This is a genomic window from Pseudoselenomonas ruminantium (assembly GCF_900142515.1).
Lineage (GTDB): Bacteria > Bacillota > Negativicutes > Selenomonadales > Selenomonadaceae > Selenomonas_A > Selenomonas_A ruminantium_D.
The window spans coordinates 1-26141 of sequence record NZ_FRBC01000027.1; the positions used below are offsets into that span (position 1 = coordinate 1).

Consider the following 26141-nt stretch of genomic DNA (forward strand, 5'->3'; position numbering starts at 1 on the left):
GATTTCCTTTGCAAAGAATGCCGCTGCTTTTTTTAGGAAAAGATTCTCCTTTCTAAGTTCTTCCATTTCCTTTCTGAGCTTACGTATTTCTTTCATGGAGTCGTATTCATTCTGGCTTTCAGGATTGTTCTGGCATTCTTCGCGAAATTCGTTGCACCAGTTGATAATGCTGGCTTTTGACACTCCATACTCTTCAATGATGCTTCTTATAGATCGGCCTTCTTCAAGCCGAAGGCGGACAATCTGCTTTTTAAATGTTTCGTCGTAATGTTGTGGCATAATAAAACCTCCAAGGATATTATATTTTATTAGTCACTGGTGTTACAACTTTAGTTTATCACTTCAAATCTTGTAATAACCCCAGTAAATCTAAGACTACAGGTTTCAGCAAAATACACCAAAACATAACTTCCGATAATTTATACCTAGTGAGAAAACGCCTATAATCCTTGATTTTACTGGGGTTATAGGCGTTTTTGTCTGCAATTTGTCTGCATGATTTCATGGAAGAGCGAAGCCGTATCTCGGTCCATTTTCTTGGTAGCGTGGGTGTATACCTGCTCCGTGAGTTGTGTGGTAGACTGCCCCAGACGATTGGCAACACCTTTTATGGATACCCCGGCTTCGACCAGGAGCGTGGCGTGGGTATGCCGGAAGGAATGCGAGTTGTATCCTTTGGCATTCAATTGCTTCCTCATGCAGTCTACGGAGTAGGAGTGCCCGTCGGATCTGGTGCAGACTAAATCGACTCTGGCCAGCGGCCCATGTGGCAGCCCTTTGGACATATTGCGTATCGTGCTGTCTGGCTCTTCGTAGACATATACATAATGCTCCCCATAGGCCAGCTCCTGCTCAGCCTGGGTGGCTTTCCAGCTGGACAGTTCCCCGACCAGTTCCGGCGTTATGGTAAAGGTGCGCTGACTGCTGCGGGTCTTGGGCGGGGTAAGGCAATACTTCTTATCCTTGGCGATATAGCGGATCTGCTTGTTCACAGATATGGTCATCTGCTTCAAGTCAATGTCCTGCCATCTAAGGCCCGCTACTTCAGCCACACGCATCCCCGTATTGTAAAGCAGCAGGGTAGGGATGTGCATGACATGGCCCCTTGGAAAAGCTTCCATAAGTGCAGCAAATTCCTGGGGCGCTATTATCCTGCGCTTGACCAGATCACGCGGCGCAGTGCGCGGTACCTTAATATACAAGGCAGGGTTTGACTGTATCAAGTTGCTGGGGTACACGGCATAGTTGAGGGCCTGCCGCAGGATGGCCAGGATAAGCTTTAATGATTTCTGGGCCAGCCCCTTGCGCGTTAATTGCCGCATCCAACTATCTAGTATGGCTGGGGTTAAGACCTGTATGTCAATATCGCCCAAGAGCGGAGTGACATGATATTTAATCATCTTTTGGTACTGGGATAGGGTAGAAGCCCGAACATTAACTGCAGCCACGCCATGCAGCCAGAGTCCTTTAGTGTTATATGGTCGCTGACAATACCAATGTTGCCATGTTTGAAATCTGCGTAAGCCTCTACACCGGCATTATATGCCGCTTCCTTTGTCTTGAAGCCGCCTTTTTCCACAGTCTTTCTTTTGCCATTGACCTGACCTGCCTCAAAAATATAGCTGTATGTCCGGCCGCGCTTGCGTGTTCTGATTGTGGCCATATAATCAACTCCTTAAATCCAGTTCTTTTCAAGAGTGATTATACCACGGAGCAGGCAAGCCATTCCTGTGCCGATGCGCAGGAATAAATATTGACACGTAACAAAATACGTACTAAAATATAGGCATAGGGGGAAGACAATGAAAAGCTACTCTTCAAGGGAAGTTCTCAAAATGCTTCTGGATGACGGCTGGTATGAGGTAAACTGTGTTGGTGATCATCACCAATTCAAACATCCGATAAAGCCGGGTAGGGTTACCCTGCGGCACCCGGTCAAAGACTTGGGTATCCGAGATTTGAGAAGCATTGCGAAACAGTCTGGGCTTAGTTTCTAAGCCCTTCCCCTTATTATATTGAAAGTGGGGGAGTATCATGAAAATGCCTGATTTTTACCGCTATCATGCCATCTTTACCTATGAAGATGATGGCGTGAATGTCGTATTCCCGGATTTGCCGGGATGCATCACCTTCGGCAAGGATGAGGAAGAAGCAATCCGCATGGCCAAAGAAGCTGTCTCCCTGCATATATATGGCATGGAGCAGGACAAAGAGCCTATACCTGAGCCGTCCAGCATGAAAAAGCTGGCGGAAGAGGAAGCGCTGGAGCCAAACGAGTCATTTTACCTCGTCGAGGCTTTCATGCCGCCGTTCCGAGAAAAGCAAAACAAGCGGTTTGTGAAGAAAACCCTGTCCATCCCGTACTGGCTCAACGTCGAGGCTGAACGTCAGGGGATTAACTTCTCACATACGCTACAGAATGCGATTAAACAGCAACTAAATATTGCAACGTGAAAAAAAGCCGTCCCAGTCGTGGGGCGGCTTGTTTTAATCTTCAAAGATAACTTTGTCGAAGGATTCAACTGTGGTTATAGAGCTATGGAAGAAGAGTTCTTGCTCTCGTCGTTTCTGTGTGGCCATGTATTGGAGAGTATAGCGTTTGATTTCGATATCGGCGCCATAAATCTCTTCAATTTTAGGAGTGTTATCATAAGTAACAATCCAATGGTAGCCCTGCATTGTGCGTATGGCCATAGCCAAATCGCTATGCTTCTCATCATCAAAAGCATTCTTATACAAGTTTTTGCCTTGCTGATAGTAGGGGGGGTCAAAGAAGGTGAAAAGCTTATCGGCTGGCTGATGAAGAAGCACATCACGAATCAAATCTACTGCATCAAGATGATGTAGCTCAATACGAGCACGCTTATCAGCTATCTTGCGAATCTTTGCGGATAGCGTTTTTTTATTGAAACGACAATCAACAAGATACTTGCCGGTCTGCTCCATACCGCCGATAGGGCCGCCAGTGATTATACCGGAACGATTGGTGCGATTCAAGAAGAAGGCGGCAAAGGCCAGTTCAAAAGAGTAATCTTCAGAGTCTCGGAGTTTATCGTAGATTTGTCGCTGCTGGTGCCAGGTCTCCATGGACACATTGACGTTCTCAATGGCGTTGAGCAGTCTCTCTGTATCTTGGAGAATTGCGTGCCATATTGAGTAGATGGCTGTGTCCAGGTCATTCAAGATGACAGAACTTACTCGATTCTTCAACAGGAGAGACATGGCCACGCCAGCGCCCCCCGAGAACGGCTCACAGTAAATCGTGTCGTTGATGTTGTTCAGTTGGATTGTATGATACACGAAATCGGTAAGCTGAGATTTCCCACCTGGATATCTAAGTGGGGTATTAGTGCTGGGCATGGTATCACCTCCTAAATGTCATTTTAACATTTATCAAGCCAATTATCAAATTTTTCAATAGCAGAATTAGGGATTTTTATTTGCGGTGGTATTTTGTTGAATTTTTTTACAAAATTAGTTATAAAATCTTTCACTAAATCTAAGTTATTGTGGATCCAGCAGTGATATAATTTTTTGTTTTGTCTCCCCCAAACAAGGAGGGATGATTGTTCGTTAAACCATTTTTTAAAATATTGTATTTTTTCCTTTTTATCATCATCATCGTCTGGTATATAGATTAAATCAGGATAATCTTTAAAGCACATTTGATAATTGTATCCACCAATTGAACTGTCCCAAAACGGACATTTTTCGGTATGGAGGAAATTATACATCATCACCTCTATAGGTAATTTCCCTGGTAGAGCTAAAATGTTATTTTTATTATTTGGAACTTGTTTATACATATCAGGGTCAACTATATAAAAAATTTTTTTAAATTCTGGTATATTTCTTGAAGCTAATCTGCACAACACATCAGCCGGCAAACTGATATCTTGCTTATCATTGTTTTCGTAAGTGCTTGTATTAATATAATCTTTGAAATAGTTATTTGTTATGGCGTTGAAAAAATTCGATGCGACAGTATCTTCGAACAATAAAGTGGTTGTCTTTTTTTGAGATACAACGGCATTTATTTCTGCAATTATACTTTCATACGTTGCGCCACAGTCAGATAAGATGTTTCCATTCCGTCTAAAAAGGGAAACAATAGTAGATTCATTTTTGTATTTATGCGAACATAATTCTATCATTTTTGTTGAATGTGTAGTGCAAATGATTTGTAAATCGTAATCCTTTGCAGATTGGATTAATACCTTGATAAGGTTTTCTTGTGCAACTGTATGAAGCGTTGCATCGACTTCATCGATTAGCAAGATACCGCCTCGATATTTTTCACCTAGTTTTATTTTTAAACGACGAAATGATAAAATTGCTGATAATATTTGTCCTATATTATCTTGCCCTGCTGAATTAGCTTCAGCATCGTAAAACTCACTCTCACATGCTAAAAAATCTTTTGTATCGCTGGATATAAATTCTGGGGTTATATTTTCAGGAATAAGAGTTATTTGTTTTTGCCATTTTGCATATAGATTCATTTCTTCTATTGACAAAGAATAATTGGGGTCAACTTCTATTTTTTCGCTATTTGCAAGAGGGTATAAACGATTTAATCCTAGATAGATTAACGGGTGAGGATAATTGCCTTCACCTGCATTTCGTGTTTTCCCTGTAACGAATCGTATTTTGTTATCGGTTTGATCTGTTCGTTTTTTCATTGTGATAGGCAATTTTAGTTCGCCGAGTTTACTTTCTAAAACAATGTTGTAGGCGTAGTCATTAGTTTCGGGGGCGTCATATTTATACGACATACGAAATATTTCTGAGTACTCTGTCTCATAAGGGCAATTTAAAATGGTTTTTTGTTTTGATTTATTGATTTCATTGTATGAAGGTGTATAGATTTTCCATTGCTTTGAAAATTCGAATGGTTGAGCAATCATTCCTAATAATGTTGATTTTGATGTAGCGTTTTGACCAACTATTAATGTAAGAATATCATTTAGGTATATGTGAGATTCGGGGGCAAATTTTCTAAATGATTTTATTGTTAACGATTTGATTTTTAAAGTGTCATTTAATATTAATTTAGGTTGTTTTGACAAGATATTTGCTTTGGATTTATTAATTATTTCATCTGGCAAATCGTCAGGATTAGTTTGAAAATAATCTTGAATCAATTTATATTCTTTTTCATTTATTGTAGACATATAACTTTTTTTTGAAATATTAAATTCGCTTAAAATAGACAGGATGATTTGATTTGTTGTGTGAAATTTTTTAGCAACATCATATATTCGATATGTTTTCATAAAGTATAACAAGCTCCTTTATATATAGTTGTATTTTATTCTATGTTTTTGATTTTTATTTGCAACGGGATTCAAGCAAAGGCACAAAGTCATTAAGACATTGCGCACTTATAGCTTTGCCAATTCCGTAGGGGATATACGCATTAACTTTTTGAGGTTCTTCTCCATCTTTGGGGATAGTTATGCCTTGTACTTTTGACGTGTTGCCAGCGCAAAAAATACCGATAAGGCGTGCTTGGTCTACTTTGGTGAGTTGCCCGTTAGGTAGTTCTCTCCAAATACTGTCGTATGCAATGATAGGAGAACCGCTGGAGCCTGGGGCGCAGCCGATATCGACAAGGAATGCTCTCTCGCCGTTAAATTTCTTCGCGGGCGGAGTGGCAGTAATACCATGACGGCATAGTGGGGTATTATTGACTACGTCAATCTGCCCATTTGGGTATCCAACCATAACGATGTTATGCATAACGGATATTTCCCTGAGCTCATCTGTTGTCGGCATAGTCTCCTTATCAAAAGATCTGTAATCATAATTGATGCCTATCTGAGCATGTTCGTCCATAGATCCACCGATAGGCACAATGGCAAGGTCAACCTTGGAATCCGGGTGTGTGATGATATTGTCCTTTTGCAAAAACATTGTCCAGCAAGCAGTCTGCACTTCATCTGATTCCAAATCTAGCGCAATATAGCAATTTACAATATGCGCATCTTCTAATACATGCCTATTAGATACCAAGACCATAGCTTTTCTGCCTTTTAGATCAAAAGTATAAAAGAATGCAGTACCAGCCCTATGACGTTCTTGGTTCGTAATTACATCGAGTTTGACGGTCGTTAAAAGTAATTCGTCAGCCTTAGTCATCTGAATTTGCCTTCTTTCGTAATGAGATTTCAATCATGCTTTTTATGGTTTCTCGGGCTTTTTCGTCGAGTTGTCGATAATCAGCAAGAAGCTTTTGAGATTCAGTGTCCATTGAATCATCGTCATCATCGAGGGACATATTCTGCCAGCCGCCGGGGGAGTCGCCGTTGATATCCCCCAGCAGGCCCTTCTGGAAGCCTGTGCCCTGCGGCTCGTCGGTGCGGCCGAGGAGGTAGTCTACGGAGGCGTTGAGCTTGTCGGCAATTTTTACTAATTCATCATCACGCAGTTGTCGAGTTCCTTTTTCTATGCGACTTAAAACGCTAACATTTATGCCCACAGCGTCGGCTAGTTCTTGTTGTAGTATATCCTTGTCTTCACGTATATTACGAATGCGTTCTCCGGTAATCATGACGGTCACCTCTTTCTATTATGTCAATTTTTATTATAAGGTAATTTCTACTGTAGAAATATTTTTTTTCTAAAATGGAAAATAAAATGCTTGACTTTCTGATTTAGAAAGGATATATTATAGGCATGATGACTTTCTGAAATAGAAAGTCAAGAAAAGGGGGTGAGTATATGAGTGACTTCAATCTTGAGTATATTGCTAGACGGAGAAAGGAGTTGAAGCTTTCGTCTATTGAAATGGCCAAGCTATTAGGGTTTAGCAATGGCTCAGTATACTGGAAGTACGAACATGGAGTTTATAAATTTAACGCGGATAAGCTCCCGTTGCTGGCTCAGGCTTTGAAATGTAAGATAAGCCATTTTTATACCTTTAGACTTGCTAAAACAGAAAGTGAGGCATAACAATATGAAAGTACAGACAATTGCAAACACCAACATTATGGAGCTGGTGGAAGTCAACAAAGAGCAGGTAGTTACGGATTCCCGCAAGGTAGCGGAAGTGTTTGGGAAGGAACATAAGAATGTGCTTACAGCCATAAGGGATATTTTAGTGGCTGAAAATCAAGCCACTAAATTCTTCTATGAAACCGAACATGAATACCGTGGACAGAAATTTCCCATGTACCTGATGAACCGAGATGGCTTTTCGCTTCTGGTGATGGGCTTCACGGGCTCGAAGGCGATGCAGTGGAAAATCAAGTTCATCGAGGCGTTCAATGCGATGGAGAAGCAACTCAGGGAACGAAACGCCAGCAGCTACATGATAGCCGATCCTATCGAAAGAGCTTTGAAATGGGCGGAAGAACAGAAAGCTCACCGCCAGCAGGTAGCTTTGTTGGAAGAAAAGACCGCTCAACAGTCTCAGATTATCGGGGAGCTGAAACCGAAGGCCGACTACCCAGACAACATTCTGAAGAACAAAGGGCTGGTGCCGATAACTGCCATTGCGAAGGATTACGGCATGAGCGGGGCGGCCATGAATGAGCTTTTGCATGAGCTGAAAGTGATTTACAAGATGGGGCGACAGTGGCTCCTGTATAGCAAATACCAGGCCAAAGGGTACACCCATAGCGAAACCATCGACTTCAAGCACAAGGATGGGCGTCCGGACGTGGCCATGAATACGAAGTGGACGCAGAAGGGCAGATTGTTCCTGTATGAACTGCTGAAAAAGCATGATGTGCTGCCGGTGATTGAGCAGACAGTCTGATAGGAGGAATAAACCATGAGCGAAACAGGTCATGTCTATGTGCTAAGAGTTGCCTTGCAGATGAAGTTGTCAATATTAGTTGACACTTTTTTTACAAGAAATTTATTCTATGCTACTGCCTGAAGAGAATCATAGTAATTCTCCAGTTTTACCCTTGGAGGCATACCGCCTATGGCGGAGCATATACGACGATTATTCCAGTAGGATTCATAATAACGCCAAACGAGGCTCTTTACTTCGCCTACAGACATCTTGGTGGTGTCATAGCGGCCGTAGAGAAGCTCTTCCTTCATTCTGGCCCACATGCTTTCGCAACGGGCATTATCATGGCAACGGCCGCCATCGCTGTTCATGCTTTGAATAAAGCCGTGCCGCTTCATGGCAGCACGGTAATCTTACAGGAATTTCCGTCATATCTGTAACACACTTGGTAAATGGAGCATCTGCCAGAAAATTCCGTTGTAGCAAATCATCTGATTTCCTGGCGTTTTTATCTGCTTTTGTAATGCCGTTAGGCTTTTTCTTGGGCTTATGGATAATACCCATCTGCTTCATTATCCGGTATATCGTCGTAATGCTGGGGAGCCCGCCATCCGGGTGCTTTAGCTGGAGTGCTTCCAAGATTCGCTGTTTACCATAACTATCATTCCATTCATCTTCTGCGATTATATCCTGTATTTCCTTAGCTATTCCGGCATGTTTCCAGGGGCGTTCCGACTTGTTCAGAAATTTGTAGAACCCTTGGCGGCTAACGCTGAGCCAGCGACAGAAATGGGCTATGTTTCGATTCCCTTTGCCATCAGACAGCTTTTGAGCCAGAAATTTCATCCGTTCTTCTTTGCATACTTCTGACGGCTGGCGGCGAAAAAAGCAGAAGCCTCTTCAAGAAATTCATTCATTTCCCGCAGCTCGCGATTTTCTTTCTTAAGTTCCTTGTTCTCTCGCTCCAAGATGGCTAACTTTTCGCTGGCAGACAGCGGCTTATCAAACTCTATGAAGTTTTCACCCATATCCAGTTTTCCGATGCGTGCATTTCTAACCCAAGTAGTTATGGCACTTTTAGAGATTCCAAGCTCATGGGCAGCTTTTGTTTGCCCGATTTCCATTGCCAATTTTACGGCTTGTACTTTGTAGTCATTATCGTATCTTTTTCCAGTTGACATTTGTGCTTACCGTCCTTTTCTATTCAGTACCTTCTATACTGAATGGTTGTTTTATATCTGTCAACTATAAGTGTACTACTTCATTGTCTTAACTCCATTGAACAAATCAATCGAAGGCTTAAGAACAATCGTGCAGGAACTAAAAGACGAATTGCGCTACAGTGAGCAACGCAGACACGAACTACAGGAGCGTGTTGCAAAAGTCGAAGCAAGTGCGGCAAGTGCACATCATCGCATTGATAGAATCGACAATCTGTTAGGAGGTGCACATGAATGAAAATAACGACAGATTTAGTTGTGGTGGGTGGTCTTAGTATTGCGCTAATTGTCGGCGTAGTCATGGGCGCACCTGCTGAACTACTCACAGGCATAGCAGGTGGACTTAGCGGTTATCTGTCTAAGACCGCTGTTAATCATTTTGAAAATTCGCATGAGATTGCACGGGAGAAAGATGAGGTTAAATGAATGGCTTAGCATGGACAGAACTATACAACAAATTTGCCGCCTTTGCTTATGTAGCAAGGCGGCAGGGCTTTTATGTGGGGCAGGTGCGAAGGTAATTGATATCAGTGCATGGCAGGAAAATGTAGACTGGCAAGCCATCAAGGAGGCTGGCATCGAGGGCGTTATCCTTAAAATTGGCGAACATGCCCATCTTGATGATATGTTTATCGACCATATCAATAAAGCCGTGGAATATGGCCTGCAGTATGGCGTGTACTACTTTGCCCATGCATGTACCTACGATGAAGCTGTGGACGAGGCTGACCAGGTGGCCGCATGGCTTGAAGAATATCTGCGCGGGGAGACTCCACCCTTGGGAATCTGGTACGATGCGGAAAGCAAGCGGATGTTGAACGGGGATGTAACGGAGTGCTGCCGGGCTTTCATCAACCGATTGACCGATTATGGCCATCAGTATAATGGAATCTACGCCAGCTGGAACTGGCTGAGCGCTGAAGGGAGCCATTACATCCGGATTGAGGATTTGCCCGATTACGTGCCGTACTGGGTGGCCAACTACGGGAGCGGCAATACCTTTGAAACGGCATGTCGGGATTATCTCAAAGAGGAATACCCGGGCAACATCATCCGGATGCACCAGTTCACGGATAATCTGGCCGGTTTCGGGTACGATGCCAATATCTATTATGATGATTAACTCGACGACAATTCATCGTTGAGTTAATCATAAGTTAAAAACGAGTTAGATTACGTTAGATTGAGTTAAAGGATACAGCAGCAGTTTGTCTGCATAAAAGAGGGATTTGTCTGCAAAACGTCTGCAATCGCATAAATTTTGCCTAGACACGCTTAGTTACTAAAACCTCGTCAATCCTTTAATAATAAGGGGATGGCGGTGTTTTAGTAGTTAAAGATAATTCCTCCCGTGCATAACTTCCGATAATTTATACTTATCGGAAGTTATACATGGGGGATAACTATGAGGCGTTACTTTTAGAATTTGTCTGGTTGTTACATCATCCCTTTTATATATCCGGCATCAAATTTTCTAAACACTATTAACGATTGGAATGCAGTCTATTGTTTGTGTTGCAAACCAATAGACCAACACTCCTTAAAAACGACTTCGTAAAATCACTTTTAAGGCGCGTTTATAGTGTTGTTAATACAAACTTATATGTATCAGTCAAAAATTGCTCTATGAGTCTATTATGACCATTAAATCGAATTGTATACTTTATCTACACAATTTAAGGTTCTGTTGCGAGTAAGAAAATCTCTGTAAACTAATATTCCTAATATTATATGTTCTACTATTATAAAATATATTTTATTTTTTGTGTATTTGATATTTTATCTTATCTTTCAGCATTTTCTGTAATTTCTTGCATACACAATTATTTCGCGATATAATATAAATTAAATATAAATTAAATATAAATTAGAAATGGAGGTATACAAGATGGCTATACAGAAAATTGCCTCAAACAAACAATATGATCTGTCTATGTCACAGTCATTAGATCAGGAAGCTATAACTCCTGATTACTTTGTCATGAATTATCTACAGTTTCTTTCTCGTTATATCTCTAAAGGCCGCCCCACCGCAGATACCCTACGAGATTACCGTTTACATATCAACAGTTTTATTCGCTGGTGTTCAGAACATGATCGCCATCCATTAGCCATGCATGATTATCAGATGCGCATGTATATGGAATTCATGTTTAACCGGAAATACTCCGACAATACCATTGCCATAAAATTGGCTGCTATAAGGGCTTTTTACCATGCGGCCTGTAAAATTGGCCTTATTGAAATAAATCCCTGTGCTGATCTTAAGGCGGAACGAAAACTTGTTTGGGATGAAAAGTTTCGCTTCTATTCCAGTGAGCAAATTCAGACTATGTGTGATTATATAAAAAATAACAAGGAAGACAATTTCATTCGTTATAGGGATATGTCTATACTTTATCTTATGGCTGTGGAAGGCTTCCGTAATGTTGAGATTCATCGTATGTGTGATGAAGACATTAATTGGGATTACAAATCCATTGCAATCCGAAGCAAAGGACACGGCGGGATTGTCTATCCTTGCAACCAAACATTCGAAGTTTTGAAGCGGTATTTAGAGGTAAGACCAAATGCTCAAAGAGAAAACAACCTTACCCCTACTATTGTCTCAACTCATCGGCGTCATTATAGCCGCATATCAAGGAATGGTATTCGCGAAATCATGAACGAAATCCTTTCTGGATGTAACTTGAAGCATCCAGGATATTCGTGTCATATTTTGCGACATAGTTGTGGGACTAATTTGTATGCTAAAACAAAAGATCTGCATATTGTCCAAATGCAGCTTCGTCATACGGATCCGAATATGGCAGCACGATATGCTCATGTTCATGAGCGGATGAATAATCGCTGTACTTCTTGTTTGGCACCTGAAATAGATTAAGGTGGTTGGTTTTATCGGCCCGGCTGTTTTGCTTGGGCTTTTTGTTTTGTATGAATTGATATTCGTTTTTTAAGTGTGGTATTTAAAATAGTTTACCCACAGTTAAAATTAGGCATAACAAAGACCCGCATCACAATTATAGTGTGCGGGTCTTTATACCTAATGAATTATAAGTCATTAGCCCAATCTCATCTGCATTCAACAAAACAATGCGATCTGATCCGTCTCCCCCATTCCGTTCAGGCATCCATGATCGCGAAGAATTTCTATGTTCGTTTTGGATATGCCCGTACGGCGGCGCAAATCTTCAATACTGGTAAATATACCATCTTTGCGGGCCTCAACAATGCTTTGTGATGCTTTGATGCCCATTCCGCTTAAGCTTGCCAATGGTGGCAGCAAGGATTTTTCATGGATGATGAACTTTTCGGCATCTGATGTGTAGATATCTACATTCTCACAGTCGTAGCCTCTGAGATACATCTCCCAAGCCAGCTGCAACACAATCAATGTGGCATTTTGTTTGGCATCCAGCTTTTTCTCCTTGGAAATCTCTTCCAGCTCTTTAATCTTTTCGCCGACGAATTCCTGACCTCGCGCGATGACATTGGCATCGAATTCATCCGCACGGATGGAGAAATACGCTGCATAATAAGCCAAAGGATAATGCACCTTGCAGAAGGCGATGCGATAAGCCATCATAACATAGGCCGTAGCATGGGCGCGGGGGAACAGATATTTGATTTTCTGACAAGAGTCAATATACCATTGAGGAATGTCGCCATCCTGAAGTTTCTTGACTACTTCCGGATCAATGCCCTTCCCCTTTCGCACCTTCTCCATCGTTTTGAAGGACAGCAATGGGTCGATGCCATGATGAATCAAATACATCATGATATCGTCACGAGCTGATATGGCGTTCTTGATGGTACACTGACCACTGCGGATAAGGTCCTGAGCGTTGCCCAGCCATACGTCCGTACCATGAGAGAAACCGGAGATACGCACTAAGTCCGAGAATACGTCAGGATTGGTATCGTCAATCATCTGCCGGGTAAAGGGCGTACGGAACTCGGGAATGCCGAATGTGCCGGACGTCGCGCCCAGCTCCTCTGGCGAAACTCCCAGTGCGTCCGTGCAGTTGAACAAGGACATGGTGGCCACATCATCAAAGGGGATGGTTTTGGGGTCACGGCAAGTCAGATCCTCCAGCATCTTGATTACGGTCGGGTCATCATGGCCTAGGATATCCAGCTTGACCAGACGGCTGCTGATGGAATGGTAATCGAAATGGGTGGTGATCGTGCCGCAGTTCATATCGTTGGCCGGATGCTGGATGGGCGTAAAGAAATGCACATCCATATCACGGGGCACAACCATGATGCCTGCGGGATGCTGGCCAGTTGTAGACTTGACGCCCATACAGCCATGGGCCAGCCGGTCGATATAGGAGATATGTTTCTTTATCCCTTTTTCTTCAAAATACTTTTTCACATAGCCGAAAGCCGTCTTATCGGCTACGGTCTGGATGGAACCGGCACGGTATACATTGTCTTTGCCGAAAAGTATTTCCGTATACTTATGAGCAACAGGCTGATAAGTACCAGAGAAGTTAAGGTCGATATCCGGTACCTTATCACCATCGAAGCCCAGAAATACGGCGAAGGGGATATCATGACCGTCTTTTATAAGCGGTGTGCCGCAGACAGGACATTCCATGTCCGGTAAGTCATAACCACAGCCATAGGAACCATCGGTAATGAACTTGCTGTACTGGCAATGCGGGCAGCGCCAATGTGGCGGCAAGGGATTAACCTCTGTGATACCCGTCATGGTAGCAATAAAGGAAGAACCAACAGAACCACGGGACCCAACCAGATACCCATCATCATTGGACTTTTTCACGAGACGCTGGGAAATCAGATACAATACGGAAAAGCCATGGCCAATGATAGGTTTTAGTTCCTGCTGCAGACGGTCTTCAACGATTTTCGGCAGATTTTCGCCATACATGGATTTTGCCCGGTTATAGGACATACTCTCGATTTCATCGTCAGCTCCGGGAATCATGGGCGAATATAAGTCATCCGGAATCGGCTTGAACTTTTCAATCATATCATTGATTTTCCGAGGATTGGTTACCACAGCTTCATAAGCGGCTTCTGGTCCGAGGTATTCAAATTCTGCCAGCATTTCCTCGGTAGTTCGAAGGTACAATGGCGGTTGCATATCCGCATCATCAAAGCCTTTTCCCTTCATTAATATAGCACGGTAAATATAGTCCTCGGGATTCAAAAAATGCACATCACAGGTAGCGACAAGCATCTTGCCGAGTTTTTTGGCCAGTTCGGCTACTTTGAGATTGATGCGAATCAGATCTTCATCCGTGTTGATATCCGGGAATTTATCGCTGCGTTTCAGGAAGTCGTTGTTATGGATGGGCTGGATTTCCAGATAATCATAAAAAGAAGCAATCTCGATAAGCTGTTCATCATTCTGCCCCTCCACAATGGCCCGAATCAGCTCCCCTGCTTCGCAGGCGGAACCGATGATAATGCCATCACGATATTCCTCGACAATCTTCTTGGGCAGACGGGGCTGGCGATGGAAATATTTGACATGAGACAAAGATACCAGCTGGTAGAGATTCCGCAGACCGTTGGGATTCTTCGCCAAAAAGATAATATGATTGGCCCGCTTTTGTTCAAAGTCATCGCCGGTCAGATACCCTTCCATGCCATAAATGACCTTGATCTTGAGTTTTTCCGCAGCTTTAGCAGCATCCGGATAAGCCTGTACCACACCGTGGTCGGTGATGGCAATGGCAGGCCAGCCCCAGCTGTCAGCGGTCTTGATAAGGTCTTTCACGGAGACCACGGCATCCATAGCACTCATGGTGGTATGGGCATGAAGTTCCACGCGCTTGACCTCGGCATTGTCTTCCCGCTTCTTGATTTCCTTTTTGGCCAGCGAATCGACAAACACCACGTACTCATTCATATAAGTATCGAAGCGCACAGAACCTTTGATACGCACAGCCATGCCCTCTTTGAGCTTCCCCATGATTTCATCGAAGTCTTCTTCCTGGCCATTGCGCCCCTTACCGGACTTGAAAAATTTCTTGCAGGCAATGCCGTCAGATTCATCGGACAGACAGAACGCCAGCATCTTCGTGCCAGTCTTGAATTCGATGGTCTTGAGACCGGAACCAGCACCTTCGCCAATAAAGCCTTCGAGAATGACATTCTTCGTCTCCCCTTCCAATTCGGCGATAAGTTGACGTTCGCCCATGATACTGCGTCCAAAGATAGTATTTCCCGCTCCCTGCACTACCACAGGACGGGAAAAATCTTCCCGCTTGGGGGCCGGTGCGGATTCAGGCTTGTCATTTGCTGTCGGCTTAGGTGTTGGTGCTGCTTTGACAGGCGCTGCCACCTGAACGTCTACCTGAGATTCAGTTGCCCGTTCCTTATGCAGCGCTGCCTGATATTCGGGCGTATCAAAACTGTCATCTACGGAGAGATTCTGCAAAACCTCGTCACTAGCTTCGCAAATCACAGGACAACGATACCCCAGCATGTCCTTGATGGCCCTGCCCATGAGTTGGGTTACAGCATGAGCCCGCATAATCTCGCCCCCCAGCTCACCGGGGACCTTGATAATGAGTTTGCTTCCGTCAACTACATATTGTGAACGTTTCAGCAGCTGGAAAACCGTAGGATTGCCCTCGGCTACAATGGTAACCAGCTGTGGCCAGACCTTGCGGATACCATCATCGATATCAATGATATCCTGATAGAAAATAACCGCTTGCAAATTGCACTTGCTCTTGATCTGCGCAGCCGCCCGCTGCAAGAGTGCGTCCGGAATAAGCGTCTGGCTGGTCAGAGCAATTTCCCAAAGGCTGGTTTTGATGCTGACCTCCACATGACGGATTACCGCATTCTTGAGCAGTGTCTTTTCCTCATCCTGCAAGGTCATTCCCTGCACCAACTGCCAAAACATATTCTCTTGTTGCGGAACAATGCGATACTTCTGCATACGAACAAACATACTCCTTACAGTCAGCTTTCTACTTAATTTGTTAGCCTGACAGGCTCCCCACTTTTGTGGAAGCCATGAAAATCGTGCTATATCGTCGCTCAACGCTCAAGAATGAGCGTTGGCTGACGTAAATCCCGTGATGGGATTTCACCGCGTTTTCTTTTGGGTGCTTTTCTTTACGCCAAAGAAAAGCACCAGAACACTTACTTATTCTGGATACAACTCTTTATACTTCTTGCGGTCGCCGATAACCTGTCTTACATAATCCCGTGTTTCCTTGAAGGGAATGGCATCAATATCATGGAACTCATAATTCCAGTCATTCTCTTCCATCCACGATTTGACATTGCCGCGTCCGGCATTATAAGCTGCCAGTGCCAGAACATCATTGCCTTTGAATTCCTTCTGCAATTCGGCCAGATACCAGGTTCCATAGCGGATGTTGCGATCCGGTTCGTGGAGGTTCTCCAGATTATAGTTCTTGTCACCAAGCTGTCCCGCAATCCATTCCGCCGTTTCCGGCATCAGCTGCATGAGCCCCACTGCCCCACGATGGGAACGAGCTGTATGCTTGAATTTGCTTTCGCTCTTGATGACGGCAGCGGTCAGGTTGCTGTCCACATGATAAACCTCCGCATATTTCATCACCGTATCATGATAAGGGTACACATAAAAATATTTGCGTTGTACGGGTTCGAACTGCAACACAAAGAATGCGCTCAAACTCACAAGAAAAATAAATAAAGCAACGCAAAAGCAGGTAGCCATGCGTCGCTGAATACGCCGATTCTGCTGGACCCTGTCACGAAATCCCTGCATGGGTCCACTCCTTCCAAAGTTTTTCAGCCTGGGCAAAACTTTCTTCCAGGCTGCCATTATTATCAATAAAGGTGTCTGCCCGTTGCTTTTTCTCTGCCAGCGGCATCTGGGCAGCAATGCGCCCCCTGGCCTCGGCCTCCGTGTAGCCATTACGCTGCATCAGACGCTCCAGCTGAGTAGCCTCATCCACAAACACCAAACAATTCTCTTCTGTCATTTTATCCCATCCGGCTTCAAAGAGCAATGGCACATCGAGGATAATGACCGGAAAATTTTTTCGCTGCATGCACTCGATTTGCTGATGCATCACATGTGCCAGGATTGGATGACTATGGTCATTGAGCCATTGGCGCTCTTTCTCATCAGTAAAGACCTTCCGTCCGATAGCCTGTCGGTCAAGAGTACCATCGGGCTGGATGATATCCTCGCCAAAATGCTGCACATAAATCTTATAAAGCACCCGCCGCGGTTTAGACAGATGATGGGCTATAGCATCCACATTGAGGACAGCTGCGCCCTTATCGCGGAAGAACTTGGCCATGGTGCTTTTGCCACTGGCAATACCGCCGGTAAGACCGATAATCCTTGCCATCAACACTCCTCCTGACAATGGGGACAAAAATGTGTTCCCCTGCCGCCAACGGTTATGCGTTCAATCGGCGTATGACAATTACGGCACGGCTCTCCCTTGCGCCCATAAACGTAAAGATGCTCCTGATGGCTGCCCTTGCCACCTTCTCCATTTTGATAATCACGGAAGGTTGTACCGCCATCTTCGATACCTGCGGCAATCACCTGATTGACACTTTCCCATAGCCGCCTGCATTCCTCTGCTGACAGGGATTTAGATTGCCTCAGCGGGTGAATCCCTGCCAAGAACAGTGCTTCATCCGCATAAATATTGCCGATGCCGCCAATATATTTCTGATTGAGCAGAAAAGATTTGATGGCTGTTTTGCGCTGGCTTGCCGCCTGCACCAGATATGCTGGCGTAAATTCTGGTGACAATGGCTCCGGTCCCATCTCGGCCAAGCCTTTCAACATCGCCCGTTCCTGGGGCTTGAGCCCATGGATGGTCCCCAATGTGCGGGTATCACCATAGACGAGAGCAGCCCCATTCTGCAGCTGGAAGATGACGCGGGCATGTTCGTCAGCAGTTTTCCCCGTAGGCTCATAGACCAATCGGCCAGTCATGCGCAGATGAAAGACGACTTCATTATTGTTATCCAGTTCCATCAAGAGGTACTTGCCACGGCGGGCTATCATCCTGATGGTCCGGCCAGTGACAAGGGCTCGGAATCCCTCCGTATCCGGCCATTTGATCATGCGCGGCAGACGGATATCCAAGTCCATGATTTTTTTCCCCGCCACCTGTGTATCCAGATAGCGACGGATGATTTCTACTTCCGGCATTTCCGGCATCTCACTTCGCCTCCGCCCAATTCCTGCCTGCATGAATATCGATAATCAGGGGCACGGATAACGCCGTTACTTGCTCCATGGCTTCCTTGAGGATTGCCTCCACCTGTTCCCGTTCGCTATCCATCACTTCCAGCACCAATTCATCGTGAACCTGTACGAGAATGCGGCTCTTGACCTGCGCTTCCTGCAGCCTGCTATACACAGAAATCATGGCCAGCTTGATGATATCCGCAGCTGCCCCCTGAATAGGTGTGTTCATAGCCATTCTTTCCGCTAAGGATCGCTGCATAAAGTTGCGGCTGTTGATGGTTGGCAAATCCCGGCGCCGGCCAAAGATTGTTGACACATAGCCATTTGCATGAGCCTTTTCTACTGTATCATCGATAAACTTCTTGACGCCGGTATAGCGGGCAAAGTAATTGTCAATATACTGTTTGGCATCCTTTTTGGCAATGTGCAGATCCTTGGCCAGACCAAAGTCACTGATGCCATAGACTATGCCAAAGTTGACTGCTTTGGCATGGCTGCGCTGCTGACTGGTCACTTCGTCCAAGGGTACATTGAAGACCTCCGAAGCAGTACGGGCATGGATATCCTGATTCTGCTGGAACGCATCCATGAAGCGTTCGTCCTGGGACACATGGGCCAAAATCCGCAGTTCAATCTGGGAATAGTCAGCCGATAACAAGCAATCATAACCTTTACCCGGTTCAAAGAGCGCCCGGATTGCCTTGCCTTCCTCCGTGCGCACAGGAATGTTCTGCAGGTTCGGATCGGAACTTGAAAGTCTGCCCGTAGCCGTCACAGTCTGATTGAAGGTAGTATAGATACGCCCCTCCTTGCCAATCAATTCCCGCAGGCCATCGATATAAGTGGATTTCAGTTTGCTCAGAGTGCGGTAATGCAGGACCTGCTCCACGATCGGGTGTTTGTCCCGCAAGGTTTCCAGCACTTCCGCATTGGTGGAGTACCCGGTCTTGGTCTTTTTCACAGGCGGCAATCCCAGACGCTCAAACAAGACTTCACCTAACTGCTTGGGCGAATTGATATTGAACTCTGTTCCCGCCAATACATAGATATCTGCCTGCAGAGCATTCAGCCGATATTCCAGCTCACTGCCTTTTTTATCCAGTTCATCCCGATTGATATAGATACCATTCTGTTCAATGGCTGCCAGCACTTCCACCAGGGGCAGTTCGATTTCCCGGTAAAGCTTTCCCAGCTGCAATTCACTTAATTTAGCCTTCAGGATGGGCTGCAGCTGGGCCAGCACATGCGCCTGCCAGGCCGCTTCCTCCTGTTCGTCAGCAAAGTCAGCCGGCTTCGTTTCCTGCGGCAGATACTCCGCTGCCAGGCGTTCCATTTCGTATTTGCTGGCTTCAGGATTCAACAGATACGCAGCCAATTCCACATCAAAATAACAATCGGCCGGAGTGAAACCTGCCTGATAGTAAGCCTTGAGATTATAGACGGCTGTATTTTTTTGCGCACAAATCTCTTTGACCATTGTCAGATCCTCATCGGTATCCACCAGGATCATGTTCTGTGCAGGCAACGTACAGATGAGTAAAGCCTGTGTCCGGGCAAACGGCTTCTCCTGAGAAAACAGGCCACTGACAGCCAGGCTGTCAGCAGTGGTCAATTCCTTCTGCAAATCCTGTCCCTGCAGCCGCGTATAGTGCAAGTCCGCCACAACAGTTTCCGGCATGAAGAATTCCAACACGGGATTGTCGTCGCCCTCACCATAGAGCTTGGTAAAGTTCTTCCAGACAGCCTTCAACTCATAAGCATCACAGAACGCACGCATCTTTTCATGGTCAGGACTGATGGCATAGCTTTCCCACTCCAGTTCCATATCCGGCACATTGCATTCGATAGTGGCCAGTTCCTTGGAAAGCACGGCCTGTTCCTGATTGTTAACCAGATTCTCCTTGAGCTTCTTGCCAGAGACTTCATCAATGTGCTCATAAACACCTTCCAAAGAACCATAGGCAATCAGGAGTTTTCCGGCAGTCTTCGGCCCTACATTGGGTACACCGGGAATATTATCCGAGGTATCCCCCATCAATCCTTTGTAATCGATAAGTTTGATGGGCTCAAAGCCATACTCTTCTTTAAAGGTTGCTTCATCATATTCCTTGATATTGGTTATGCCCTTCTTGGTCAGCAGGACCTTCAGATTAGGCCGTACCAACTGCAGGGCATCCTTATCCCCTGTCACTACCAAAACATCATGACCTGCTCCTGCCGCTTTTGTCGCTAAGGTACCGATGATATCATCAGCCTCATAGCGTTCCTTTTCGATAAATGAGATACCAAAAGCTGCTGCAAATTCATGCAGCAGCGGAATCTGGGCGAGGAGCTCTTCCGGTGTTTTGTCTCGGGTTCCCTTGTAATCAGCATACCGTTCCGTACGGAAGGTCTTTCTGCCCTTGTCGAAGGCAATGACCAGTTTATCCGGCTTCAGCTCTCCCAATAACTTCGTGAGCATATTGGAAAAGCCAAAGATAGCATTGGTATGATGACCCTGGGAATCCATCAAGTCAGGCAGCGCATAAAAAGCACGATACATAAGGCTGCTGCCATCCAAAATCACAAAACGCTGGCTCAAGCGAATTCCTCCTTATTCGAATGTCATACTTTACTTCGTCTTATCTGTGTCGTTGTTGGTTGTATTGTCTTTATCCGGAAGTGCACTGTTAACAGCAGGTGCAGCATCATGATCTACCGGTTTGGCAATATCAACGGGTTGATTCTGTACCGGTGCAACCTTCTTTTCAGCTGCTACAGACTTCATCACAAAATTGGTATGTTCTACAGCACCTGCAAGATTAAACAGCGTACGAGTATCTGCTGCCTTACAATAGAGCACATCTTTTTTGTCCAGCCCCGCAGCAGTCCCCAACGTACTAATGAGTTTCTGGCTCTTTTCGTCCCAGCCCAGGTTTACATGAGCTGCGTCAGCCAAATCAATAGCCGGCAAATACATAACGCCATCCTGCTCAACTGCATTATTTTTCATTTTTACACCATTGACATACAATGGATATACCTTGGCAATATAGGTAGGCTCACCATCAGAAGCATTGATTTTTTCCTCAATGTCCTCATTGCTGACGAAGTTAGCTACACCATAGCCAGCCAGCCATTTGTTGACATCATCCGTGCTGAGTTTCTGCCAACCATAACCGTCAGGATAAATGTAGTAGACTACAGTATTATCAGCCATCTTTTCAACAACTACACGATTATACGTAATCTCTACCGGTGTACCGATCTTTACTAAATCAAAAAGTGCTTCTACATCTTTTTCATGCATACGGATACAACCGTTGGATACATAATGTCCAATAGAATCCGGGCGATTGGTTCCGTGAATCCCATAATTTCCCTGGATTTCCATCCAACGATAACCTAATGGGCAATCCGGACCGGAACCAATACTCTGACCAGATGACGGATCCGTCCAGGTAGGATTGACATCCTTGCTACGAATCTTATAATACCCTACGGGCGTCGGAGTAGATGCCTTGCCCGGACCGATGGGGTACAGACGGATCTTCTCCGTCCCCTCAAAGAGGGCCAGAGAACGAGCAGCTAAATTAATAGAAATCTTCATTTCCTGATTTTTCTTTTCTGGATCCTGTGCTGCAGGTACCTCTGGTTTACTTTCTACAGCAGGGACATTTTGGCTGGCAGCCTGCGGAGCAGATTCCTGCGCCGGTTGTTGATTGACGGTCTCAGCGGGGACAGCACTTTCCGTTTTTACAGGTTCTGCTGAGACAGCTGGTTCTTTAACCTGTACAGACATATCCGCAAATGTAGGCACAGAAGCTGCCGCATCGACTACCTCATAAGTACCCATACTGCCTGTCAATAAAGCGGCACCTACCAAACCAGCACAAATATTTTTGAGCATACAACAATCTCTTCTCTCTTAAGTATTTGACGGGTCATGTGACCTGTCACCCTTCTATCCTACCATTTAAGAAGTTTTTTTTCAACACGATTTATAATGAAATATTATAAGTATACACTAGTTAAGTATTGCGAAAATTCCCATTAGGGTGTAAAATAGGACTATAGAACCAAATCAGCAAGAGGATTAGAAATGAAAAGAACATATTTGAAGCCGTCATGACAACAGCGGTTTCAGGTGGATCTGGAATCGATAAGAGTAAGCCGACAGGTAGTCACTGAGAAAGAGAGGGATTACTGTGGAAAATTTTTATCGATGGCTGTTGTCAACTTCCTGGGCTGAGCGTCTAAGAGCCTATGCGTATATCGAGAAGGATTTGCGGCATCAGAAGCGTTGGGTAATGAATGAAGACAAATGGGAGGATATGAAAATGCTTGTGGGGCAGATCATGTCCATCCATTTCAAAAAACACCCAGCCAAAGATGTCAAGGAATTTTCAGAACGGATAGCCAGGCTATATCAGTTATTATTGGCGCCTATGTCCGAGGAAAAAAGCCGCAACCATATGGTCAGTAAAAATCTGTTGATGGACATTTACGATGAAGATGATATTGCTGCCCGTCAAGCGATACATGCGTATTTTCATCAAAAGCGCTGTCATGAGAATCATTCGGTTTTGGATAATCTTTTTCAGTGCTATGAATATATGATGGAGCAAGCAACCAGTCGCTATTTTGCCATCATGGCATAAAAATACCAGCCTTGCCAAGCAAGGCTGGTATTTTTATGCTGTCTTATTTGTATTCTGCTGCTAATTTTTTAAACAAAGGTAAGGATTTTTCAATCGTTTCCGTTTTTATGCAGTAAGCTGCACGAAAATAACCGGGACAGCCAAAATCAGTACCAGGGACCAGCAAAAGATCATATTTCTTCGCCCGTTCACAGAAAGCATAATCATCCTCTTCCAGACATTTTGGGAAGAGATAAAATGCCCCTTGAGGCTTGACGCATTCGAAGCCTGCTTCAATCAAGCCCTGGTACAGAAGCTGACCATTTTTCACATAAGTGCTGATATCTGAAGGCATATTGGCGCAGCGCCCTACAACCAACTGCCAAAGAGACGGCGCGTTGACATGCGTCAACACCCGGGCTGCTCCGGCAATTGCGCCATAGACTTTGCCAAAATCGGCAACACGATTAGGGACAACAATATAACCGATACGCTCACCAGGCAGCGAGAAAGACTTACTATAAGAATAGCAAACCAATGTATTGGCATAATATTTAGGGATATAAGGCACATCATACCCTTCAAATGCAATCTCACGATAGGGCTCATCCGCCACAATGAAAATCGGATGATGATATTCTTCTTCTTTAGCCTTGAGGATTTCAGCTAATTTTTTTATGGTCGCTTCAGAATAAACTGCTCCACTGGGATTATTGGGACTATTGACAATAACAGCCTTTGTATGAGTGGTGATCAATTTTTCAAATGCTGCAAAATCAATCTGCCAATCTTCTGGCTGGGCAGGTACTACCACCAATTTTCCCCCTACGGATTCCACAAAGGCACGATATTCCGGGAAAAACGGTGCAAATGTAATATACTCATCATCGGGTTGAGACAACGCCTTGAAGCAGATCGTGATAGAGGCCGCCGCACCAGCTGTGATAAAAAGATTCTTCTCCGTGATATCCATGCCAAAACGATTGTTGATACTATCCGCCAAGGCCTTGCGCACCTGGGGATTTCCTGGTGCTACCGTATAACCATGAATTGCTGCAGGCTGCATATTGTTAAGAATGTCTATCGCTGCTTCCTTGATAAAGTTAGGAGTAGGAACATTAGGGTTCCCTAAACTGAAGTCATAAACATTTTCCTCCCCCACTTCAGCTGCCCGTTGGCGCCCAAATTCAAAAATGGTACGTATTGTAGATTTTTTGGTGCCTAATTCATACATTTTGTTGTTGACCATATGGATTACCTCGCTTATAAAATAAGTTTGTTCTTTTAGACTAAACACTGTTTACATATTAACACATTTCATATCAAAAATAAATAAAAATCCTCCGCAAGTATTCATAATATACCACTTGCGGAGGGTTGATGTCATTATTATGCTTCTTTTTTGTCAAAAGGCACATGGTTCAAGATTAATTCTGGATTATTATCCACGATCCATCCCAAGGCCCACTCATTATTGACCAACAGCACCGGATTGTTATGACGGTCATACACAAACATGCCACGGTCAGCACCCTTGAGCTCTGCCGGCGTCACTTCATGGCCGTCTTCAAAGGCCATCCAGCGGGCAACCTCATAGGGCTGCATATTCATTTCAATATCTACATTGTATTCGTTCTTAAGGCGGTATTCCAACACTTCAAACTGCAGAGTACCAACGGTACCAACAATGTAGGATTCTGTACCGGCACCGGCCTGCTGGAAGAGCTGGATGGCACCTTCCTGTGTCAGCTGTTCGATACCTTTGACGAACTGTTTGCGCTTCATGGTATCCTTAGCCTGTACGCGGGCAAACTTTTCTGGCGGGAATACTGGGAAGTCTGCATACTTGAACTTATGGGAAGCATCGCAGACCGTATCGCCGATACCGAACACGCCCGGGTCGAAAAGACCGACAATATCACCAGGGTAAGCCGTGTCGATGATCTGACGGTCCTGGGCCAGGAACTGCTGGGGCTGGGCAAGCTTCAGCATCTTGCCCGTACGCTCATGCCATACTTCCATATTGCGCTCGAATTTACCGGAACAGATGCGGATGAAAGCCAGACGGTCACGATGTGCCGGATTCATGTTGGCCTGGATCTTGAACACGAACCCCGAGAACTTCTCATCATTTGCCGGAATCATGCCTTCCGATGATTTACGCGGCTGCGGCGTGGGGGCCATGGAAATATACCCTTCAAGGAAATCCTGTACACCGAAGTTGGTCATGGCCGAGCCGAAGAACATCGGCGTAAGTTCACCGGCGTTTACTTTTTCCATATCAAACTCTTCGCCAGCTTCATTCAGGAGTTCCAAATCTTCCTGCAAAGCCTCCCAAACATCTTCACCAACACGCTCGATAACCTGCGGATCATTGGGTTCAAAGACATCTGCTACACGGGCTTCCTGACCATGCGTGGTATCCGCTGCAAAGAGAAGTACCTTATCATTGCGACGGTCATACACACCCATATACTGACCATCCTGACCGATTGGCCAGTTCATCGGATAGGAACGGATGCCCAATACGTTTTCGATTTCATCCATCAGGTCAATCGGTGCCTTGCCGAAGTGGTCGAGCTTGTTGACAAAGGTGAAAATAGGGATACCACGCTGTTTGCAGACCTTGAAGAGTTTCTTGGTCTGGGCCTCGACACCTTTGGCCACATCGATGACCATGACAGCACTGTCCACAGCCATCAAAGTACGGTAGGTATCTTCACTGAAGTCCTGATGGCCCGGCGTATCAAGGATATTGATACGGCAGCCATCATAATCGAACTGCAACACAGAAGAAGTTACAGAGATACCACGCTGCTTTTCGATTTCCATCCAGTCGGATACCGCATGACGCTGCGTCTTGCGGGACTTGATGGAACCAGCCAGATGGATGGCACCACCATAAAGCAAAAGTTTTTCCGTCAAAGTCGTCTTACCAGCATCTGGATGAGAGATGATGGCAAACGTACGGCGTTTTTCAATCTCTTTATCGAGTTCTGACAAAATAAATCCTCCATTTGTTGAATAATTTTGATACAAACACACTTTTCCCTTTTGAAACGCCTAAGGGGGGTTCAAAAAAGTGTATTCGTGTGCGAGTACCGAGAAGCCTTGCTACGACTAAGTTCCGAGCCTTTTGCAGTATCCTCGGGGCAATATCCCAGAGCATACCTTATCTGGTTGCCACCTCTACGAACTCACATATTAACCATTCTACCATAAAATAAGAAAGGAATACAAGAAAATTGGCACGGGACAGCGTTGCGGAATAAATATCTTCATCACATTTATATCGCGCTTACTCTATAATGGGCCCCTTGTCAAGACCACGTTCTAAAATTTTAAGAGTGGCAGTAAGC

The 26141-nt window shown here is 44.8% G+C and carries 25 protein-coding genes and 1 pseudogene; 8 read left to right on the forward strand and 18 right to left on the reverse strand.

Annotated features, from left to right (window positions below):
• The 3 genes and pseudogenes from BUB68_RS12125 to BUB68_RS14920 all read right to left on the reverse strand — a co-directional run.
• Window positions 1-279 (reverse strand): annotated as a pseudogene (locus tag BUB68_RS12125) (transposase); the annotation flags it as partial.
• Window positions 280-464: 185 nt separating this feature from the next.
• On the reverse strand, window positions 465-1322 hold the full coding sequence (locus BUB68_RS12130) for a site-specific integrase (RefSeq protein ID WP_256625926.1): 858 nt from the start codon (window positions 1320-1322) through the stop codon (window positions 465-467).
• A 74-nt stretch (window positions 1323-1396) separates the two neighbouring features.
• Window positions 1397-1663: an Arm DNA-binding domain-containing protein gene (locus tag BUB68_RS14920; RefSeq protein WP_081371994.1), complete on the reverse strand. Its 267-nt coding sequence runs from the start codon at window positions 1661-1663 to the stop codon at window positions 1397-1399.
• Window positions 1664-1802: 139 nt separating this feature from the next.
• Between BUB68_RS14920 and BUB68_RS12135 the strand changes: the two genes are divergently transcribed.
• Complete coding sequence (locus BUB68_RS12135; RefSeq protein ID WP_073091797.1) at window positions 1803-1997, forward strand: type II toxin-antitoxin system HicA family toxin; 195 nt, start codon at window positions 1803-1805, stop codon at window positions 1995-1997.
• A 37-nt stretch (window positions 1998-2034) separates the two neighbouring features.
• On the forward strand, window positions 2035-2454 hold the full coding sequence (locus tag BUB68_RS12140; RefSeq protein ID WP_081371995.1) for a type II toxin-antitoxin system HicB family antitoxin: 420 nt from the start codon (window positions 2035-2037) through the stop codon (window positions 2452-2454).
• A 33-nt stretch (window positions 2455-2487) separates the two neighbouring features.
• On the opposite strand, the gene BUB68_RS12145 is transcribed toward BUB68_RS12140, so the two are convergent.
• Genes BUB68_RS12145 through BUB68_RS12160 form a run of 4 tightly spaced genes read right to left on the reverse strand, consistent with a single transcriptional unit; the run spans window position 2488 to window position 6553 of the window.
• Window positions 2488-3360, reverse strand: a complete 873-nt coding sequence (locus BUB68_RS12145) for a DNA adenine methylase (RefSeq protein ID WP_073091800.1) — start codon at window positions 3358-3360, stop codon at window positions 2488-2490.
• 23 nt (window positions 3361-3383) lie between these two features.
• Window positions 3384-5276: a translation initiation factor IF-2 N-terminal domain-containing protein gene (locus tag BUB68_RS12150; protein WP_073091803.1), complete on the reverse strand. Its 1893-nt coding sequence runs from the start codon at window positions 5274-5276 to the stop codon at window positions 3384-3386.
• Between the two features lie 55 nt (window positions 5277-5331).
• On the reverse strand, window positions 5332-6141 hold the full coding sequence (locus BUB68_RS12155) for a S1 family peptidase (protein WP_073091805.1): 810 nt from the start codon (window positions 6139-6141) through the stop codon (window positions 5332-5334).
• Window positions 6134-6553, reverse strand: a complete 420-nt coding sequence (locus BUB68_RS12160) for a helix-turn-helix domain-containing protein (RefSeq protein ID WP_073091808.1) — start codon at window positions 6551-6553, stop codon at window positions 6134-6136. The genes BUB68_RS12155 and BUB68_RS12160 overlap by 8 nt, the downstream gene beginning before the upstream one ends.
• A gap of 170 nt (window positions 6554-6723) precedes the next feature.
• Here BUB68_RS12160 and BUB68_RS12165 point away from each other — a divergent pair, with 170 nt between their 5' ends.
• The gene (locus BUB68_RS12165) at window positions 6724-6954 is read left to right on the forward strand and encodes a helix-turn-helix domain-containing protein (protein WP_073091811.1); all 231 of its coding nucleotides are present in this window, start codon (window positions 6724-6726) and stop codon (window positions 6952-6954) included.
• 4 nt (window positions 6955-6958) lie between these two features.
• Window positions 6959-7762, forward strand: a complete 804-nt coding sequence (locus tag BUB68_RS12170) for a phage regulatory protein/antirepressor Ant (protein ID WP_218587701.1) — start codon at window positions 6959-6961, stop codon at window positions 7760-7762.
• 107 nt (window positions 7763-7869) lie between these two features.
• Here the strand turns inward: BUB68_RS12170 and BUB68_RS15675 are convergent, their stop codons facing one another.
• From BUB68_RS15675 to BUB68_RS12180, 3 genes are read right to left on the reverse strand one after another with little or no spacing between them, the layout of a single operon-like run.
• Window positions 7870-8142 (reverse strand): integrase core domain-containing protein, encoded by a 273-nt coding sequence (locus BUB68_RS15675; protein ID WP_371914869.1) that lies wholly within the window; start codon window positions 8140-8142, stop codon window positions 7870-7872.
• Window positions 8087-8590, reverse strand: coding sequence for an IS3 family transposase (locus tag BUB68_RS12175; RefSeq protein ID WP_256625927.1), 504 nt, complete (start codon window positions 8588-8590; stop codon window positions 8087-8089). Before BUB68_RS12175 ends, BUB68_RS15675 begins: the two co-directional genes overlap by 56 nt.
• A complete protein-coding gene (locus BUB68_RS12180; RefSeq protein ID WP_073091815.1) occupies window positions 8587-8925 on the reverse strand; it encodes a transposase in 339 nt (112 codons plus the stop codon). Before BUB68_RS12180 ends, BUB68_RS12175 begins: the two co-directional genes overlap by 4 nt.
• Before the next feature lie 273 nt (window positions 8926-9198).
• On the opposite strand from BUB68_RS12180, the gene BUB68_RS12185 reads away from it, so the two are divergent.
• The 3 genes from BUB68_RS12185 (at window position 9199) to BUB68_RS12195 (ending at window position 11848) form a co-directional block, all read left to right on the forward strand.
• Window positions 9199-9390 (forward strand): hypothetical protein, encoded by a 192-nt coding sequence (locus tag BUB68_RS12185; RefSeq protein WP_073091818.1) that lies wholly within the window; start codon window positions 9199-9201, stop codon window positions 9388-9390.
• 10 nt (window positions 9391-9400) lie between these two features.
• Window positions 9401-10087, forward strand: coding sequence for a glycoside hydrolase family 25 protein (locus BUB68_RS12190; RefSeq protein ID WP_081371996.1), 687 nt, complete (start codon window positions 9401-9403; stop codon window positions 10085-10087).
• A 765-nt stretch (window positions 10088-10852) separates the two neighbouring features.
• Window positions 10853-11848, forward strand: coding sequence for a tyrosine-type recombinase/integrase (locus BUB68_RS12195; RefSeq protein WP_073091821.1), 996 nt, complete (start codon window positions 10853-10855; stop codon window positions 11846-11848).
• Between the two features lie 198 nt (window positions 11849-12046).
• On the opposite strand, the gene BUB68_RS12200 is transcribed toward BUB68_RS12195, so the two are convergent.
• The 6 genes from BUB68_RS12200 to BUB68_RS12225 form a co-directional block, all read right to left on the reverse strand.
• Complete coding sequence (locus tag BUB68_RS12200) at window positions 12047-15889, reverse strand: PolC-type DNA polymerase III (protein ID WP_073091824.1); 3843 nt, start codon at window positions 15887-15889, stop codon at window positions 12047-12049.
• Window positions 15890-16099: 210 nt separating this feature from the next.
• Complete coding sequence (locus BUB68_RS12205; RefSeq protein WP_371914870.1) at window positions 16100-16600, reverse strand: lytic transglycosylase domain-containing protein; 501 nt, start codon at window positions 16598-16600, stop codon at window positions 16100-16102.
• A 94-nt stretch (window positions 16601-16694) separates the two neighbouring features.
• On the reverse strand, window positions 16695-17303 hold the full coding sequence (gene coaE / locus BUB68_RS15470) for a dephospho-CoA kinase (RefSeq protein ID WP_073091827.1): 609 nt from the start codon (window positions 17301-17303) through the stop codon (window positions 16695-16697).
• On the reverse strand, window positions 17303-18133 hold the full coding sequence (mutM, locus tag BUB68_RS15475) for a bifunctional DNA-formamidopyrimidine glycosylase/DNA-(apurinic or apyrimidinic site) lyase (protein ID WP_073091830.1): 831 nt from the start codon (window positions 18131-18133) through the stop codon (window positions 17303-17305). The genes coaE and mutM overlap by 1 nt, the downstream gene beginning before the upstream one ends.
• A 1-nt stretch (window position 18134) precedes the next feature.
• Window positions 18135-20744, reverse strand: coding sequence for a DNA polymerase I (gene polA / locus BUB68_RS12220; RefSeq protein ID WP_073091833.1), 2610 nt, complete (start codon window positions 20742-20744; stop codon window positions 18135-18137).
• Window positions 20745-20774: 30 nt separating this feature from the next.
• Window positions 20775-22052 carry a L,D-transpeptidase gene (locus tag BUB68_RS12225; RefSeq protein WP_081371998.1) on the reverse strand — a complete coding sequence of 426 codons (1278 nt, stop codon included), beginning with the start codon at window positions 22050-22052 and terminating at the stop codon, window positions 20775-20777.
• A gap of 298 nt (window positions 22053-22350) precedes the next feature.
• Here BUB68_RS12225 and BUB68_RS12230 point away from each other — a divergent pair, with 298 nt between their 5' ends.
• Entirely contained in the window at window positions 22351-22803 is a 453-nt protein-coding gene (locus BUB68_RS12230) for a hypothetical protein (RefSeq protein ID WP_073091836.1), read from the forward strand.
• Window positions 22804-22846: 43 nt separating this feature from the next.
• On the opposite strand, the gene BUB68_RS12235 is transcribed toward BUB68_RS12230, so the two are convergent.
• Both BUB68_RS12235 and BUB68_RS12240 read right to left on the reverse strand, forming a co-directional pair.
• Window positions 22847-24031, reverse strand: coding sequence for a pyridoxal phosphate-dependent aminotransferase (locus BUB68_RS12235; protein WP_073091839.1), 1185 nt, complete (start codon window positions 24029-24031; stop codon window positions 22847-22849).
• A gap of 140 nt (window positions 24032-24171) precedes the next feature.
• Entirely contained in the window at window positions 24172-25785 is a 1614-nt protein-coding gene (locus tag BUB68_RS12240) for a peptide chain release factor 3 (RefSeq protein WP_256625931.1), read from the reverse strand.
• Window positions 25786-26141: the final 356 nt, after the last annotated feature.

Bases quoted from the DNA above. Each gene is read 5' to 3' on its own strand.
- BUB68_RS12145 (WP_073091800.1), bottom strand. From the start codon at position 3,360: ATGCCCAGCACTAATACCCCACTTAGATATCCAGGTGGGAAATCTCAG.
- BUB68_RS12150 (WP_073091803.1), bottom strand. From the start codon at position 5,276: ATGAAAACATATCGAATATATGATGTTGCTAAAAAATTTCACACAACA.
- mutM (WP_073091830.1), bottom strand. From the start codon at position 18,133: ATGCCGGAAATGCCGGAAGTAGAAATCATCCGTCGCTATCTGGATACA.
- BUB68_RS12165 (WP_073091811.1), top strand. From the start codon at position 6,724: ATGAGTGACTTCAATCTTGAGTATATTGCTAGACGGAGAAAGGAGTTG.
- BUB68_RS12225 (WP_081371998.1), bottom strand. From the start codon at position 22,052: ATGCTCAAAAATATTTGTGCTGGTTTGGTAGGTGCCGCTTTATTGACA.
- BUB68_RS12195 (WP_073091821.1), top strand. From the start codon at position 10,853: ATGGCTATACAGAAAATTGCCTCAAACAAACAATATGATCTGTCTATG.
- BUB68_RS12155 (WP_073091805.1), bottom strand. From the start codon at position 6,141: ATGACTAAGGCTGACGAATTACTTTTAACGACCGTCAAACTCGATGTA.
- BUB68_RS12140 (WP_081371995.1), top strand. From the start codon at position 2,035: ATGAAAATGCCTGATTTTTACCGCTATCATGCCATCTTTACCTATGAA.
- BUB68_RS12235 (WP_073091839.1), bottom strand. From the start codon at position 24,031: ATGGTCAACAACAAAATGTATGAATTAGGCACCAAAAAATCTACAATA.
- BUB68_RS14920 (WP_081371994.1), bottom strand. From the start codon at position 1,663: ATGGCCACAATCAGAACACGCAAGCGCGGCCGGACATACAGCTATATT.
- BUB68_RS12190 (WP_081371996.1), top strand. From the start codon at position 9,401: ATGGACAGAACTATACAACAAATTTGCCGCCTTTGCTTATGTAGCAAG.
- coaE (WP_073091827.1), bottom strand. From the start codon at position 17,303: ATGGCAAGGATTATCGGTCTTACCGGCGGTATTGCCAGTGGCAAAAGC.
- BUB68_RS12180 (WP_073091815.1), bottom strand. From the start codon at position 8,925: ATGTCAACTGGAAAAAGATACGATAATGACTACAAAGTACAAGCCGTA.
- BUB68_RS15675 (WP_371914869.1), bottom strand. From the start codon at position 8,142: ATGAAGCGGCACGGCTTTATTCAAAGCATGAACAGCGATGGCGGCCGT.
- BUB68_RS12185 (WP_073091818.1), top strand. From the start codon at position 9,199: ATGAAAATAACGACAGATTTAGTTGTGGTGGGTGGTCTTAGTATTGCG.
- BUB68_RS12160 (WP_073091808.1), bottom strand. From the start codon at position 6,553: ATGATTACCGGAGAACGCATTCGTAATATACGTGAAGACAAGGATATA.
- BUB68_RS12130 (WP_256625926.1), bottom strand. From the start codon at position 1,322: ATGCGGCAATTAACGCGCAAGGGGCTGGCCCAGAAATCATTAAAGCTT.
- BUB68_RS12200 (WP_073091824.1), bottom strand. From the start codon at position 15,889: ATGCAGAAGTATCGCATTGTTCCGCAACAAGAGAATATGTTTTGGCAG.
- BUB68_RS12170 (WP_218587701.1), top strand. From the start codon at position 6,959: ATGAAAGTACAGACAATTGCAAACACCAACATTATGGAGCTGGTGGAA.
- BUB68_RS12175 (WP_256625927.1), bottom strand. From the start codon at position 8,590: ATGAAATTTCTGGCTCAAAAGCTGTCTGATGGCAAAGGGAATCGAAAC.
- BUB68_RS12135 (WP_073091797.1), top strand. From the start codon at position 1,803: ATGAAAAGCTACTCTTCAAGGGAAGTTCTCAAAATGCTTCTGGATGAC.